This is a genomic window from Dactylosporangium sp. NBC_01737 (assembly GCF_035963215.1).
Taxonomy (GTDB): domain Bacteria; phylum Actinomycetota; class Actinomycetes; order Mycobacteriales; family Micromonosporaceae; genus Dactylosporangium.
This window is the reverse complement of the sequence record NZ_CP109153.1, coordinates 9111797-9126094: the sequence shown is the minus strand read 5'-3', so window position 1 is coordinate 9126094 and position 14298 is coordinate 9111797. Positions and strand designations below refer to the sequence as shown.

At 73.1% G+C, this 14298-nt stretch carries 15 protein-coding genes and 1 pseudogene; 10 read left to right on the top strand and 6 right to left on the bottom strand.

What is annotated here, in order from left to right; translation table 11 throughout:
* The first annotated feature begins 6 nt into the window (after positions 1 to 6).
* The 4 genes from OHA72_RS41590 to OHA72_RS41575 are packed head-to-tail and all read left to right on the top strand — an operon-like array spanning position 7 to position 3968.
* The gene (locus OHA72_RS41590) at positions 7 to 513 is read left to right on the top strand and encodes an HIT family protein (RefSeq protein ID WP_327001582.1); all 507 of its coding nucleotides are present in this window, start codon (positions 7 to 9) and stop codon (positions 511 to 513) included.
* 34 nt (positions 514 to 547) lie between these two features.
* Positions 548 to 1102: a PadR family transcriptional regulator gene (locus OHA72_RS41585; protein WP_327001581.1), complete on the top strand. Its 555-nt coding sequence runs from the start codon at positions 548 to 550 to the stop codon at positions 1100 to 1102.
* On the top strand, positions 1096 to 1770 hold the full coding sequence (locus tag OHA72_RS41580; protein WP_327001580.1) for an ABC transporter ATP-binding protein: 675 nt from the start codon (positions 1096 to 1098) through the stop codon (positions 1768 to 1770). Before OHA72_RS41585 ends, OHA72_RS41580 begins: the two co-directional genes overlap by 7 nt.
* Entirely contained in the window at positions 1767 to 3968 is a 2202-nt protein-coding gene (locus tag OHA72_RS41575; RefSeq protein WP_327001579.1) for an FtsX-like permease family protein, read from the top strand. Before OHA72_RS41580 ends, OHA72_RS41575 begins: the two co-directional genes overlap by 4 nt.
* Here the strand turns inward: OHA72_RS41575 and OHA72_RS41570 are convergent.
* The gene (locus tag OHA72_RS41570; protein WP_327001578.1) at positions 3965 to 4342 is read right to left on the bottom strand and encodes an SgcJ/EcaC family oxidoreductase; all 378 of its coding nucleotides are present in this window, start codon (positions 4340 to 4342) and stop codon (positions 3965 to 3967) included. The genes OHA72_RS41575 and OHA72_RS41570 overlap by 4 nt on opposite strands.
* A 34-nt stretch (positions 4343 to 4376) precedes the next feature.
* Complete coding sequence (locus OHA72_RS41565; protein WP_327001577.1) at positions 4377 to 5087, bottom strand: HD domain-containing protein; 711 nt, start codon at positions 5085 to 5087, stop codon at positions 4377 to 4379.
* Positions 5088 to 5171: 84 nt separating this feature from the next.
* On the opposite strand from OHA72_RS41565, the gene OHA72_RS41560 reads away from it, so the two are divergent.
* Positions 5172 to 5711, top strand: coding sequence for an alcohol dehydrogenase catalytic domain-containing protein (locus OHA72_RS41560; RefSeq protein ID WP_327011767.1), 540 nt, complete (start codon positions 5172 to 5174; stop codon positions 5709 to 5711).
* On the top strand, positions 5627 to 6100 hold the full coding sequence (locus OHA72_RS41555) for a zinc-binding dehydrogenase (protein ID WP_327011766.1): 474 nt from the start codon (positions 5627 to 5629) through the stop codon (positions 6098 to 6100). The genes OHA72_RS41560 and OHA72_RS41555 overlap by 85 nt, the downstream gene beginning before the upstream one ends.
* On the opposite strand, the gene OHA72_RS41550 is transcribed toward OHA72_RS41555, so the two are convergent.
* Positions 6093 to 6425: a winged helix-turn-helix transcriptional regulator gene (locus OHA72_RS41550; RefSeq protein WP_327001576.1), complete on the bottom strand. Its 333-nt coding sequence runs from the start codon at positions 6423 to 6425 to the stop codon at positions 6093 to 6095. The two genes, OHA72_RS41555 and OHA72_RS41550, sit on opposite strands and share 8 nt — an antisense overlap.
* Positions 6426 to 6459: 34 nt before the next feature.
* Here OHA72_RS41550 and OHA72_RS41545 point away from each other — a divergent pair, with 34 nt between their 5' ends.
* From OHA72_RS41545 to OHA72_RS65110, 3 genes and pseudogenes are all read left to right on the top strand, one after another.
* A complete protein-coding gene (locus tag OHA72_RS41545; protein ID WP_327001575.1) occupies positions 6460 to 6972 on the top strand; it encodes a group II truncated hemoglobin in 513 nt (170 codons plus the stop codon).
* A gap of 364 nt (positions 6973 to 7336) precedes the next feature.
* Positions 7337 to 7993 (top strand): annotated as a pseudogene (locus OHA72_RS65115) (Hsp70 family protein); the annotation flags it as partial.
* Positions 7994 to 8250: 257 nt separating this feature from the next.
* The gene (locus OHA72_RS65110; protein ID WP_442788766.1) at positions 8251 to 9177 is read left to right on the top strand and encodes an LppU/SCO3897 family protein; all 927 of its coding nucleotides are present in this window, start codon (positions 8251 to 8253) and stop codon (positions 9175 to 9177) included.
* Positions 9178 to 9372: 195 nt separating this feature from the next.
* Here OHA72_RS65110 and OHA72_RS41535 read toward each other — a convergent pair whose 3' ends face one another.
* The 3 genes from OHA72_RS41535 to OHA72_RS41525 form a co-directional block, all read right to left on the bottom strand.
* The gene (locus tag OHA72_RS41535) at positions 9373 to 10269 is read right to left on the bottom strand and encodes a Ppx/GppA phosphatase family protein (RefSeq protein ID WP_327001573.1); all 897 of its coding nucleotides are present in this window, start codon (positions 10267 to 10269) and stop codon (positions 9373 to 9375) included.
* Between the two features lie 153 nt (positions 10270 to 10422).
* Positions 10423 to 10800, bottom strand: a complete 378-nt coding sequence (locus OHA72_RS41530; RefSeq protein ID WP_327001572.1) for a VOC family protein — start codon at positions 10798 to 10800, stop codon at positions 10423 to 10425.
* A 38-nt stretch (positions 10801 to 10838) separates the two neighbouring features.
* Positions 10839 to 11750, bottom strand: a complete 912-nt coding sequence (locus tag OHA72_RS41525; RefSeq protein WP_327001571.1) for a phytanoyl-CoA dioxygenase family protein — start codon at positions 11748 to 11750, stop codon at positions 10839 to 10841.
* A gap of 270 nt (positions 11751 to 12020) precedes the next feature.
* Here OHA72_RS41525 and OHA72_RS41520 point away from each other — a divergent pair, with 270 nt between their 5' ends.
* Positions 12021 to 14210 (top strand): pectate lyase-like domain-containing protein, encoded by a 2190-nt coding sequence (locus OHA72_RS41520; protein ID WP_327001570.1) that lies wholly within the window; start codon positions 12021 to 12023, stop codon positions 14208 to 14210.
* Positions 14211 to 14298: the final 88 nt, after the last annotated feature.

Below are 14298 nucleotides of genomic sequence, written 5' to 3'. Positions count from 1 at the left end.
ACGGCGATGGACGACTGGCGCAAAGACCGTATCCGGTCCGCACTGCAGGGGCGCAACCCCACGGTGCTGGCGCGATTGTCGTCGGGCTTCGCGGTGATCGGCGACACGCAGTTCCTGCCGGGCTACTGCCTTTTGCTCTCCGACGACCCCAAGGCCGACCGCCTCGCGGACCTGCCCCGGGCCCGCCGCCTGGCGTTCCTGGCCGACATGGACCTCGTCGGAGAGGCGGTGCAGATCGTCTGCTCGCGGCACGACCCGCAGTTCCGGCGGGTCAACTACAGCGTCTTCGGCAACCTCGACCCGATCCTGCACGCCCACATCCACCCGCGGTACGGGTGGGAGCCGCCCGAGCTGCTCCGCGGCCCGGTCAGCCACTACCCGGCGGCGGCGCGGATGGTGCCGCTGGGACCGGGCCACGACGGGCTCCGCGACGACCTCGCCACCGAGATCGCGCGGCTGAGCACCGAGTACGACGAGCTCGCCCGGATTCCGGAGGACTTCCCGGGCCTCTAGCAACGCGGTTGCTAGTTGCGGTACTGTCCGGCGCATGTCGGTCAGTCGATCCCTGCTGGGGCTGCTCGAAGGACAGCCGCAGTACGGGTACACGCTGCGTCAACGCTACGACCGCTGGTTCGCCGGAGGTCATCCCGTGGCCTCCGCCCAGGTGTACGCGTCGCTGCGCCGCCTCGCCGACGCCGGGCTGACCGAGCAGGTCGGCGTCGAGCCCGGCGGCGGCCCCGACCGGCGCCTCTACGGCATCACCGGCGCCGGCGTCGAGGAGCTGGAGCGCTGGCTCGCCGAGCCCGAGCTGCCCGACCTGCGCGCCTCCCGGCAGATCCTGTTCGCCAAGATCGTGGTCGCGCTGCTGACCAGCCGGCGGCCGCAGCACATCCTCGAACGGCAACGGCAGACGCACATGGCCCGCATGCGGCAGCTGCGCGACATCCGCGCCACCGGCGAGCCGATCGAGCAGCTCGACGCCGACTTCGAGATGTTCCACCTCGAGGCGGACCTGCGCTGGATCGATGCCGCCGCCCCGCGTCTCGACCGCATCCGCACGACCCTGCAGGAGAATGCGACCGTGCAGGAGAAGCCGTGCTGACCGGTGCGGGGCTTCGGCTCGCGTTCGGCCTCACCCAGGCCCTCGACAGCGTCGACCTGTCCGTGGACCGTGGCGAGGTCGTCGCCGTCATGGGCCCCTCCGGCGCCGGCAAGTCCACCCTGTTGCACGTCATGTCGGGGGTACTGGTCCCCGACGAGGGCTCCGTCGCCATCGGCGGGTACACCCTCGACCAGCGCTCCGACGACGCCCGCAGCGCGATCCGGCTGCGGCGCTTCGGGTTCGTGTTCCAGTTCGGCGACCTGATCCCGGAGCTGTCACTGCAGGAGAACGTGGAGCTGCCGCTGCGCCTGCAGGGCCGCGGCCGCGACGCCCGCGACGCCGCGACCCGCCTCCTCGTCGAGCTCGAGATCGCCGACGTCGCCGGCCGGCGCCCCGGACAGGTGTCCGGCGGGCAGGCGCAGCGCGCCGCGGTCGCCCGGGCGCTCGTGCACGACCCCGAGTTCGTGTTCGCCGACGAGCCGACCGGCGCCCTGGACAGCGCCGCCGGCGAGCTCGTCCTCGACGCGCTGACAGGCACCGCCCGCCGCCGCGGGACCGGGGTCCTCCTGGTCACCCATGAGGCACGCGCCGCCGCGTACGCCGACCGCACCGTCTTCCTCCACGACGGCCGCCTCGCCACCGACGACCGCCTCGGCGCGCCGTCATGAATCCGTGGCTGCGCCTCGGGCTGCGGCTCACCCTCGGCGGCGGCCGCCGGGCCTGGACGTGGATGGCGCTGCTGGCCTCCGGCGCCGCGATCGGCGCGGTCCTGCTGCTCGGCGCGCTCGCCGCCCCCGGTGTCGTCGACGCCCAGCAGGACCGGTACGAGCAACGCAACCCGCTGCAGGAGTTCGCCGGCAGCAGCGGGGGACTGCGCATCGCCGAGGTCCAGGACGGCATCGGCGGGCGCCGGCTGGTCAGGATCGCGGCCGCCGTCACCGGCACCGGCGGGGCACCACTGCCGCCGGGCGTGGCCGCGCTCCCGCGGCGGGACGAGGCCGTGGTCTCGCCCGCGCTCGCCGAGCTTATCCGCACCGACGAGCGGGCGCGCGCCCGGTTCCCGCAACGGATCATCGGCACGATCGGGCCGGCAGGCCTCGTCGCCCCCGACGAGCTGCGCGCCTGGGTCGGCGTCGACCCGGCCGAACTGGCCGACGGTGACGTCGTCACCGGATTCGGGCCCGGCACCGGACCGCCGGTGGAGCTGTGGACGGCGATCCTCGCCATGGCGGTCATCTTCGCGCCGTTCCTGCTGCTGCCCCTCGCCGTGCTGCTCGGCACGTGTGCCCGGATGTCCGCCGGCGCCCCGGACCGGCGCCTCGCCACGCTGCGCCTCCTCGGCGCCACCCGTCGGCAGGCACAACTGGTCACCGCGGCCGAGGCCGGGCTCGTCTCGGCGGTCGGCGCGCTGCTCGGCACGGCCGGGTTCCTGCTGCTGCGGCCGGTGTCCGGCACCTGGCACCTCGGCCGCTTCCACTGGTACCCCGCCGACATCCACACGCCGCCGGCGATGCTGGCCGGGGTCGTGGCGGTGCTGGTCGTCTTCGCCGTGTCCATCGCCACGTACGGTGCCCCGCCGCCGGATCCCCTGGCCGTGCACCGCGAGGAGCCGTCGCCGCGCCCGCATCCGGCCCGGCTGCTGGTGCCTGCGCTCGGGCTGGCGACCGTGGCGTCCGTGCTGGTGCCGGGGCTGCCGCTGGTGCTGCGCGGCCCGCTGTTCTTCGGCGGGGTCCTGCTGTGCGCCTCCGGCCTGCCGGCGGCCCCGGTCCTCACCGCGTGGACCGGCCGCCGCCTCGCCACCGCCGCGGTCCCGGTGCTGCTGCGCCTGGCCGGGCGCCGCCTGGACCACACCCTGTCCCACGCGCCGCGGCTGGTCGCGTCGATCGTCGTGTCGGTGTTCCTCGCCGGGGTCGGCCTCGCCGCCGCGGCCGGCTACGCCGACTGGCAGCGGACCGGCACCGCCACGGCGACGTTCGACGTGTACGGCCCCGCCGGCGACCTGCGCGCCGCGCCGGGCGTCGCCGGCCTGCTCGTGCGGTACGACATCGCGTCGACCGGCGACAGCGTCTTCGTCGGCACCTGCGACGACCTGCGCCACACCTTCCACGGCGCGGAGTCCTGCCAGGACGGCAGGGCGTACGACCTCAACGGCGGCTGGGACGACGAGGTCACGTTCGAGATCGGCGGCAAGGAGGTCGTCGTCGAGCTCGACCCCTCGCCGCTGGACGTGACCGCGCGGGGCGAGGAGTCCTCCGGCTGGCCGTCGGTGTTCGTGAGCAGCGGCGCCGTCCCTTCCGGCGCCACCCTGTCCACCAGGGCGCCCGCCGCGACCGTGACGCTCTCCACCGGCCCGCGCGCCATCGAGGCGTTCTCCCAGTACCTCGCCGTGCACCATCCGGCGACCCGCCTGGAGGGGCCCAGGGAGTTCTCCAGGCACCCCAAGGGGCACCTCGGCCTGCCGCTCGGCCTCGGCGGGGCGGCGGCCATGACCCTCACGTCCGTCGGCCTCGCCGTGGCGACGCTGCTTGCCGGCGCGGCGTTCGGGATCGCCGCCGTCGACCGGATCATCGAACGCCGCCGCGGCAACGCCCGGCTCACCGTGGCCGGCGCGCCCCGCCGGGTGGTCGCCGCGGCGGAGTTCGCCTCCGCCGCGATCCCGCTCGTCCTCGGCGTCGCCCTGGCGGCCGCCTGCGCGGTCACCGCGGTCGCCGTCTGGGCGCAGGCGCTGTCACTGTCCACATCGGACCTGCTGCGGGCCGCGGCGCCGGCGCTGTGGGCGGCCGCCGCGCTGCTGCCCGTCCTGGCCGCGATCGCCTCCGCCGCGGCCCGGCAACGCGTCACCGCCGACCTGCTGCGCCGTGCCTAACCGACCACCGGCGTGTTCTGGCAGGCGGTCAGCAGCCAGCGGCCGTCCTCCTTCGCCATGACGTAGACGGGACTGCCCTCGGCGGTGCCGTCGGGTCCGCTGGTCGTCTGCCGCACCCGTACCGCGGCCACGTCGGGGCGGATGAACAGCACGTCGAGCATCTCGTAGGTGACCGTCGTGCCGCGCATCGCGCCCGGCAGGACCTTGCGCGTGAAGACGCCGATCTCGTCCCGCCCCGTCAGGCGCCGGCCGTGACCGGTCGTCCAGATCGCGTCGTGCCGGAACAGCGCGATGAACTCCTCGGCCAGCTCCCGCTGCTGGGCGTGCTGCACCCTGGCGACGACGTCACGGATGGCGTCCAGTTCCGTATCCATGCCGCCCACCGTGCGACCTGAACCCCGCTTGAGGTCAAGCCGGGTCGAGGATCGCGGCGAACCGCTCCTCGGCCAGATCCAGCTGGCGGAAGATGTGCTGCTTCACCAGCCGCGACAGCGGCGTGTCCGGCCGGGCGACCAGCTCCCGCAGCACCGGCACCAGCGGCCGGTACTTCGCCGCCGACGACGCCACCTTCGGGCCGGTCGTGTGGATGACGCCGACGCCGTTGTCGGTGAAGTCGGAGACCTTCAGCACCCGCGCCCACGGCTCGCGTTCGAGGCTGTCGCGGACGTGCCGCCGGTACTGCTCGTGCTTGTCGGTGCCCGGGTCGTAGACCGGATTGGTGACCGCCTCGACCAGCCGGGCCGTGCGCGCGCCGAACCTCGCCGCGAGCACCGCCAGGGCCTGCTGCGCCGTCGCGCCGGGCGCACCGGCCAGCTCGTCGGGGTGGTCCTCGACGGAGTCGTGCAGGACCGCCGCCGCGATCACGTCGACGTCGCTGACCTCGTAGTGGTGCATGACCCGGATCGCGACCCGCAGCAGATGGTTCACGTAGGGCTCGCGCACCCGCCGGTCGTCCTGGTGCAGCCGCCCCGCCAGCTCCAGCGCGTCGGCCAGCCGCACCCGGGCGTCCTCGGCGAACCGCTGGATCTCCAGCCGGTACCGCTCGCGCAGCCCGTCCTCCCCGTAGACCTCGGTGATCGCGTGCATCGGCATCGTCGCGAGATACGCCGGATAGCTCATCGTCAACATATAGCGGATCACGGTGACGCCGCGGCATCCGGTGGTTGACTTGAACCTTGGTTGAGGTTGGAGACTCGTGCCGTGATGCGAGCTGTGTGGTGGCGTGCGGTCGGTCCCCCGTCGGTGCTGGAGCCGGGGGAGGCCCCCGAGCCGGTCCCCGGGCCGGATGAGGTGCTGATCCGGGTGGAGGCCGCCGGGATCACGTTCATCGAGACGCAGACCAGGGCCGGCAAGGCCCCGAAGGCAGGCGCGGTCCCGCCGGCCGTGCTCGGCAACGGGGTCGGCGGGACCGTCGCCGAGGTCGGTGCCGGCGGCGACCCGGCGCTGGTCGGCCGGCGGGTCGTGGCGAGCCTCAACGGCACCGGCGGCTACGCCGAGCTCGCCGTCGCCGCCGCCCGCAACGTGGTGCCGATCCCCGACGGCGTGGCGACCCTCGACGCGACCGCGCTGATCACCGACGGCCGCACCGCGCTCGGCCTGCACGAGCTCGCCGCGCCGCGGCCGGGGAGACCGTCCTCGTCGAGGCGGCCGCGGGCGGCCTGGGCAGCCTGCTGGTCCAGCTGGCCCTCGCCGCCGGCGCCCGCGTCATCGGCGCCGCGTCCGGCGAGCGGAAACTCGCCCTGATCCGCGACCTCGGCGCCGAGGCCGTCGACTACACCGTGCCCGGCTGGACCGACCCGGTGAAGGGCTTCGACGTCGTGTACGACGGCGTCGGCGGCACCATCGGACGCGAGGCCCTCGCCGCGACGGCCGCGGGCGGCCGGTTCGTCGTCCACGGCGCCGCCGGCGGCCCGTTCACCCAGCCCGGCGAGGGCGTGACCGGCTTCGGCTTCCCCGAGCTGATGCGCATCGGCCAGCGCGCACCGGAGCTGTCCGCCCGCGCGCTGCGGGCCGCCGCGGAGGGCCGGCTGCGCCCCGTCATCGGCCAGACGTTCCCCCTGGAGCGCGCCGCCGACGCCCACGCCGCCATCGAGTCCCGCCAGGTCCTCGGCAAGACACTGCTGATCATGTAGCGACGGGCGTCCCGGTGCGCGCGGCCCGGGCGGCGCCCCAGTCGTACAGCGCCTGCAGGACCGGGGCGAGGCTCGCGCCCTCGTCGGTGAGGCGGTACTCGACGTGGGGCGGGACCGTGCCGTGGTCGTGACGGGACACCAGGCCGTCCGCCTCCAGCTCCCGCAGCCGCTGTACCAGCATCTTCTCGCTCACGTGCGGCATCCGCCGGCGCAGCTCGCCGTAGCGGTGCACGCCCTCCTTGAGGTGGGCGAGGATCACGGGGCGCCAGCGACCGCCGATCACGTCGACGGCGAGCTCGACCGGGCAGTGGTAGCGCTTCTCCATCGTGCGGGCCCCCTACTTACCGGACGGTGCGTACTTGATCACCAACAGCGCGATGTGGTCGGGTGTTCCCATGGACGACGTGGACAAGCAGCAACCGCCGACGCTGTACGAGTGGGCCGGCGGGACCGAGGCGCTGACCAAACTCACCGAGGCGTTCTACCGCAAGGTCCCGCAGGACGACCTGCTCGCGCCGGTGTTCGCGCACATGCATCCGCGGCACGCTCAGCACGTGGCGGTGTGGCTGGCCGAGGTGTTCGGTGGGCCGGGGACGTACACGGCCGAGCACGGCGGCTACCCGTACATGCTGAGCCAGCACCTCGGCAAGGGCATCACCGAGCCGCAGCGGCGCCGCTGGGTGAACCTGATGCTCGACGCCGCCGACGAGGTCGGCCTGCCGGACGATCCCGAGTTCCGGGCGGCGTTCGTCGGCTACCTGGAGTGGGGGACGAGGCTCGCCCGGGACAACTCGCAGCCCGGCGCCGACCCGCCGCGCCAGGCACCGGTGCCACGCTGGGGATGGGGCGTGGCACCACCGTACCAACCGTGAGACAACGGGCCTGTCGGACATTTAGGCTGAAAGGGTGGGAGGCTATCAGCTGAGCGTCGACTTCGGCACCTCGAGCACCGTCGCGGTGCTCGCGGGGCCGGACGGCGTGCACCATCCGCTGCTGTTCGACGGCGAGGAGTTCCTGCCGTCCGCGACCTGCCTGGACAACGCGCCGCACCTGCTCGTCGGCCGCGACGCACTCGTCCTCGGCCAGGCGCACCCGGACCGGCTCGCCGCCTACCCCAAGCGCGCCGCCGACAGCGGTGCCGTCGTCCTCGGCGGCGTGGAGTGCCCCGTCGGCGACCTGTACGCGGCCGTCTTCGCCCGCGTCGCCGCCGAGGCCCGCCGCGTCGCCGGCGAGCCGATGAGCACCGTGACCCTCACACACCCGGCCTGCTGGGACCGCCGCCGCCAGGCGACCCTCACCCGGGCCGCGGCGAAGGTCGGCCTCAGCCCCACCCGGCTCCTCGCCGAACCGGTCGCGGCCGCCCTGCACGTCGTGGACTCCGGCATCCTCGAGGTCCCTGCCGGTTCGTCGCTCATCGTGTACGACCTGGGCGCAGGCACCTTCGACGCCGCCGTGGTGCGCCGGTCGGCCGGGACGTTCGAGGTGCTCGCCCAGCGGGGCCTGCCGGACGCCGGCGGCCTCGACCTCGACGCGGCCGTCGTCGCCCACCTCGGCAACCTGCTCGCCGACGACACCATCCGCTGGGAACGCCTCACCCGCCCGCAGACCGTCGAGGACCGCCGCGCCGCCCGCCGCCTCCTGGACGAGGCCCGCGTCGGCAAGGAGATGCTGTCCGTGGCGGAGTCCACCACGGTCCTGGTGCCGCTGTTCGAGGAGTCGGTCCCGCTCACCCGCGCCGACCTGGAGCGGATCGCCCGCCCCCTGCTGGACCGGACGGTCGCCGCGACCGTCGCCGCGACCGCCGAGCCCGGCGTCACCCGCGCCGAGGTCGCGGGCGTCCTGCTCATCGGCGGCTCGTCCCGGATTCCCCTGGTGGCGCGGCTGCTGCGCGACGCACTGGGCGTGGAGCCGACGGCGATCCGGCGCCCGAAGCTGGCGGTCGCGGACGGCTGCCTCCCGGTCTTCCCCGCACCCCGGCCCGCCGCCCCCGCCGCCCCGAGCCGGCCGTGCCCTGCGCCCGTCGCGGCGCCTGCGGTCACTGAGCCGCCCGCCGCCGATGCGCCGGATGCCGGTGTACCACCGTTCGAGCCGGCCGCGTTCGGTCCCGCGAAGGCGCCGGGGCCGGCAACCGGGGCGGTGCAGCCTCGGCAGTGGCCCGAGCCTCCTGTCGTCGAACTTATCGACGTCCCGGGCCAGCGCCCGCCGTCGCTCCTGGACCGCCTCCGCCGACGCCGCCCGCATCCGGCGGCCGCCACGACCCCGGCCGCCGGCGCCACGGCGCATCCGGCTGCTTCCGCGTCGCGGGGAACCGGGGCCACGGCGCATCCGGCTGCTTCCGCGTCGCGGGGAACCGGGGCCACGGCGCATCCGGCTGCTTCCGCGTCGCGGGGAACCGGGGCCACGGCGCATCCGGCTGCTTCCGCGTCGCGGGGAACCGGGGCCACGGCGCATCCGGCTGCTTCCGCGTCGCGGGGAACCGGGGCCACGGCGCATCCGGCTGCTTCCGCGTCGCGGGGAACCGGCGCCACGGCGCATCCGGCTGCTTCCGCGTCGCGGGGAACCGGCGCCACGGTGCACCCGGCTGCTTCCACGGCGCGCCCGCCCGCGGCGCCGCGGCCCGGGGTGGCTGGGCCACCGCCGCGGCCGGCGCGACCGCGACGAAGGCCGCACGGGTCAAGACCACGAAGGCGAAGGCCGCCAGGGCCGCGAAGATCACCGCCGGCACCCTCGCCGGCTCGGCGGTCGCGGTCGCCGCCGGCGTCTGGGTCGGTTTCGTCGTGGCACCGTCGGAGTCGTTCTCCACGATTCAGGTCGGCCAATGCGTCCGCCAGGACGGCGCCCAGGCCCGCCGCGTCGACTGCACGGAGGCCGACGCGTACACCGTCACCGCCCGGGTCTACCCCGCCGGCTCATGCCCCGACCCGGCCCAGCCCTACGCCATGCAGGAACGGACCCAGCTCTGCCTTGCCCCAGCGGCGCAGAACCCCGCCGTCCAAGAGCCCGCCGGTCGCAGGCCCATCGGCCCGACGCCTGCCGCCCCGAAGCAGACCAGCCCGAACCGCCACTTCGGCCCCTGATCCCTGTGGGTCGGACGTCACGCCCGCTCGACGTGTTGGGGTCGGGGGCGCGACAGCTTCGTGATGCGGTGCGGGAGCAGGCCTTCGCGCAGTGCCCACGGGCAGACGTCGACCCCCGAAACAGACCAGCCCGAACCGCCACTTCGGCCCCTGATCCCCGTGGCCCCGGACGTCCCGCCCGTTCGACGCGTGGGGTCAGGGGTGCGACAGCTCCGTGATGCGGCGCAGGAGCAGGCCTTCGCGCAGTGCCCACGGGCAGACGTCGACGTGGGTGATGTCGAGGGCCTCCATCGTGGCCGCGGCGACGACCGCCCCGGCGAGCAGCTGGCGGGACCGGCTGGCGGCAACCCCCGGCAGCGCCGCGCGCTCTTCGGGGCGCATCGCGGTGAGGCGCGGGATCCACTCGAGGAGGCCGCCGAGCGTCAGCCGCCCGTCGGCGCCCGCGACCCGGGCCAGCTGCTTGAACGTCTTGGACGTCGCGATGTGGCGGGCGCCGTCCGGCAGGCCCGCCGCGTGCGGCCGCACGGAGCGCAGGACGTGCCGGTGGACGGCGGCGACGTCGCGGGTGCGGGCCGGGTGGCACGGCAGCATCGTGCGGGTGATGCGGGCGGCGCCCAGCGGCAGGGAGACGGCGATGTCGGGCAGCTCGCCGGAGCCGGCCGCGATCTCGGTCGTCGCGCCGCCGATGTCCAGCAGCAGCACCGGCCCCGCGGGCCGGTCGAGCCAGCGCCGCACGGCGAGGAAGGTGACGCGGGCCTCGTCCTCGCCGCTGAGGGACCGCAGCTCGATGCCGGCGGCCTCGCGGACCCGGTCGCGGATCTCCTGGACGTTGGTGGCGTCGCGGATCGTGGCCGTGGCGAGGGGGATCAGGTCGGTGACGGCGTGGCGGCGTGACGCGTCGACGGTCTCGGTGACGGCGGAGACGAGCCGGTCGACCGCGTCGTCGGACAGCGCCCCGTCGTCGTCGACAGAGTCGGCGAGCAGCGTGGGTGCCTTGAGCCGGAACACCGACTGCGGCGGGCCTCCGGGACGTGCGTCCACGACGTGCAGGTGCGCGGCGTTGGAGCCCACATCGAGCACGGCCAGTCGCATCGGCACCCCCTCCCAGCGTCCAGGTCCATCCGGTCAAGACGCGCTACCCGAGCATTCTCCCACCGAAACATTGCGACCCTGTCACCGGAAACGGTCGGATCGGCGCCACGAGACGGAAGACACACCACAGTAGTCCATAGTGGACACTGCGGGTCAGGCCGGGACGTGCCCCAGGTCGACGATGCAGAACCGGTTGCCGTCAGGGTCGGCGAGCACCACGAAGTCGGGATCCTCCGGATACCTGTCCCACGCCACCCGCTGCGCACCCAGCGCCACCAGCCGCGCCGCTTCCGCCTCCTGCGCGGCGACGTCGGCGACGTGCAGGTCCAGGTGAATCCGCGGGTGATCCTGCGGCGGGGTCTCGTTGCGCTGCAAGGCGATCGGCGTCCCGGCACCGTCGGCGGGCACGAGGATCGTCGCCGCGCCGCCGAATCCCGTCTCGTGCAGCCGGTAGCCCAGCGCCTCCCGCCAGAACCGCACGGCCCGCGGCACGTCGTGAACACCCAGGACGATCGCACCCACAGTCAGCACAGCACCCATCCTGCCGCACTGCCGGCGTGCCGCAGCGCTCAGGCCTTCGGGGCCTCGAAGACGAGCATGGCGTCGGCGGGCGGGTCGCCGTAGATGGAGCGGACGGTGGCCTCCTCGAAGCGCGACTCGTCGGCGACGTTGATGAAGTCGCGGATCGCGGTGCCCGAGCAGTACGTGTCGGCGAGCGGCGCGCCGCGGCCGGCGATGACGTCGGGGACGTGCACGGTGCGGAAGTCGACGCTGTAGCGGGCCAGGCCCGAGGTGTTCGGGGTCGAGCGGTGCAGCTGGGCGCCGGAGAACAGCAGCACCTGGCCGGGTGCGGGCAGCACCACCAGCTCGTTCGGCGGGTTGTGGTCGGTGGCGCCGGGGCGGACCTGGGCCTCCTGCTTGACCGACGCGGCGGTGGTGAGCCGGCCGACGTTGTTGCGGTAGTAGTCGAAGTCGCCGGAGTTGTTGTCGACGGGCCGGTTGAAGCGGTCGAGGTCGAAGGACATCGCGTTGTCGTCGCGGGCCGGGAAGATCGGCAGCCACCAGTTGAGCTGCTGGTTCGGCGCGGAGTACCACACGTCGCGGTGCCAGGGGAAGGCGAACGCGACGCCGGTGGTCAGGTGGCCGACCGGGAACGAGGTGCGCGGCTTCGGCACGTCGAAGTGGGTCTCCTCGGCGGTGAAGCCGGCCTCCTCGATGATGTTGCGGACCAGCTTCTTGGACCGCTCGTCGTGGATGAACCGCGGCTTCCACGGGCCGAGCAGCGCGGCCATGGCGGTCGGCTCGAAGTGCTCGTGGGCGTGCTCCGGGTCGTGCGGCGCGAACAGCTCGGTGAGCTGCTGCCGGGCGTGGTCGACGAACTTGGCTACCGAGGGCAACTTCGTCATCACCAGCAGGTGACCGTCATACAGGCGTTGGCGGAGCACCTCGGGCGATGCCTGCAGGTCGACGTGAACGGCCATCTGACTTTCCTCCCCGAAGAAACATTCGCTGGTGAGCCTAGGCATCCCCTGGGTCCCGCGACAGCCGGGTCCCCAGTTGGTACCGGGTACGTCGGCTTTCTGACTGAAGCGGCTGGTACGTCCTCGGGTGATCGGCCGACCCGGTGTCGACGAACCGGCAGGTCAAGATCGAAATTGGCAAATGGATGGCAAACGATTGCCGCCTGGAGAGCCCGGTCACTACCGTCCGAGGCACATGTCCCCACCCCGCCAAATGAGGGAGATGCACCAATGCCCCATGCCCAGAAACGGGCGGCAAAAGCCCTGCTCAGCGCCGTACTGCTGCTCGGCGGCACCGTCGCGGTCCTCGGCGCCACCACCGGCGCCGCGCACGCGGCCTGCGGCACCAGCAACGTCGCGCTGAACAAGCCCGCCACGTCCTCCTCCAACGAGAACGGCAGCCTCACCCCGAACAAGGCCGTCGACGGCAACGTCAGCACCCGCTGGTCCAGCGCCTTCAGCGACCCCCAGTGGCTGCAGGTCGACCTCGGCGCCGCCACCGACGTCTGCCAGGTCGTCATCACCTGGCAGAACTCCTACGCCAAGGCGTTCAGCGTCGAGGTCTCGCCGACCGCCGCGGCCGGCAGCTGGACCTCGATCTACTCCACCACCACGAGCACGGGCGGCACGCAGACGCTCAACGTCGCCGGCACCGGCCGCTACCTGCGCGTCTACGGCACCCAGCGGGCGACCGGCTACGGCTACTCCATCAAGGAGCTGGCCGTCTACAGCGGCACGCCCACCGAGCCGCCGGTCTGCACGAACCCGCCGGTGTCCGGCGCGCTGCCGCCCACGTTCATCGTGTTCGACCCGTCCATGTCCGCGGCCAGCATCCAGGCCCAGGTCAACACGGTCTTCGCCCAGCAGGAGGCCAACCAGTTCGGCACCCAGCGGTACGTCCTGGCGTTCAAGCCCGGCACGTACAGCGGCATCAACGTCAACACGGGCTTCTACACCTCGGTGATCGGTCTCGGCCGCAACCCCGACGACGTCGTCATCAACGGCGACGTCACGGTGGATGCCGGCTGGTTCGGCGGCAACGCGACCCAGAACTTCTGGCGGTCGATCGAGAACCTGTCGATCGTGCCGAGCAACGCCAACAACGGCGACCGCTGGGCCGTCGCGCAGGCCGCACCGATGCGCCGGGTGCACATCCGGGGCAAGCTCAACCTGGCCCCCAACGGCTACGGCTGGGCCAGCGGCGGCTACATCGCCGACAGCAAGATCGACGGCAGCGTCGGCCCGTATTCACAGCAGCAGTGGTACACCCGCGACAGCTCCATCGGCAGCTGGGTCAACGGCGTGTGGAACATGGTGTTCTCCGGCGTGCAGGGCGCACCGGCGAACAGCTTCCCCAGCCCGCCGTACACCGTCGTCGGGAACACCCCGGTCATCCGGGAGAAGCCCTACCTGTACCTCGACGGCAGCACCTACCGGGTGTTCGTGCCGAACCTCCGCACGAACGCGATCGGCACCACGTGGTCCGGGGGCTCCACGCCGGGCTCGTCCATCCCGATCTCGGACTTCTTCGTCGTGACACCGGGCACCGGTGCCGCCACGATCAACGCTGCCCTCGCCTGCGGTAAGCACCTGTTCTTCGCCCCGGGCGTCTACCACCTCAACCAGACGCTCAACGTCACCAACCCGAACACCGTCATCCTCGGTGAGGGGTACCCGACGCTGATCCCGGACAACGGGGTCAACGCGATGACCGTCGCCGACGTCGACGGCGTGAAGATCGCCGGCGTGCTCTTCGACGCGGGCACCGTCAACTCCGACACGCTGCTCACCGTCGGTCAGGCCGGCTCGTCCGCGGGCCACTCCGCCAACCCGACCACGGTCCAGGACGTCTTCTTCCGCATCGGCGGCGCCGGCCCCGGCAAGGCGACCAAGAGCCTGGTCGTCAACTCCAACAACACGATCATCGACCACATCTGGGCCTGGCGCGCCGACCACGGCGCCGGCGTCGGCTGGACCGTCAACACCGCCGACCACGGCCTGATCGTCAACGGCAACAACGTCTCGGCGTACGGCCTGTTCGTCGAGCACTACCAGAAGGACGAGGTGATCTGGAACGGTCAGGGCGGCCGGACCATCTTCTTCCAGAACGAGAAGCCGTACGACCCGCCGAGCCAGTCGGCGTGGCGGACCGGCGCCCGCGGCTACGCGGCGTACAAGGTCGCGGATACCGTCACGTCACACGAGGCATGGGGGATGGGCAGCTACTGCAACTTCACGGCCGACCCGTCGATCGTGAACGAGCACGGCTTCGAGACCCCGGTGAACCCGAACGTGAAGTTCCACAGCCTGCTCACGGTCTCGCTCGGCGGCAAGGGCACGATCGCCCACGTCATCAACAGCACCGGCGGCCCGGCCCAGGGCACCAACACAGTTCCGGTGTATCTGGTGAGCTTCCCGTGAAAGTTTTCAGTTAACACCGTTTGACAATCCTGTTCCATCGACGTACAACTCTGTGAGAGCGCTCTCAGCAGGCTTGCCCGGGTCGGCC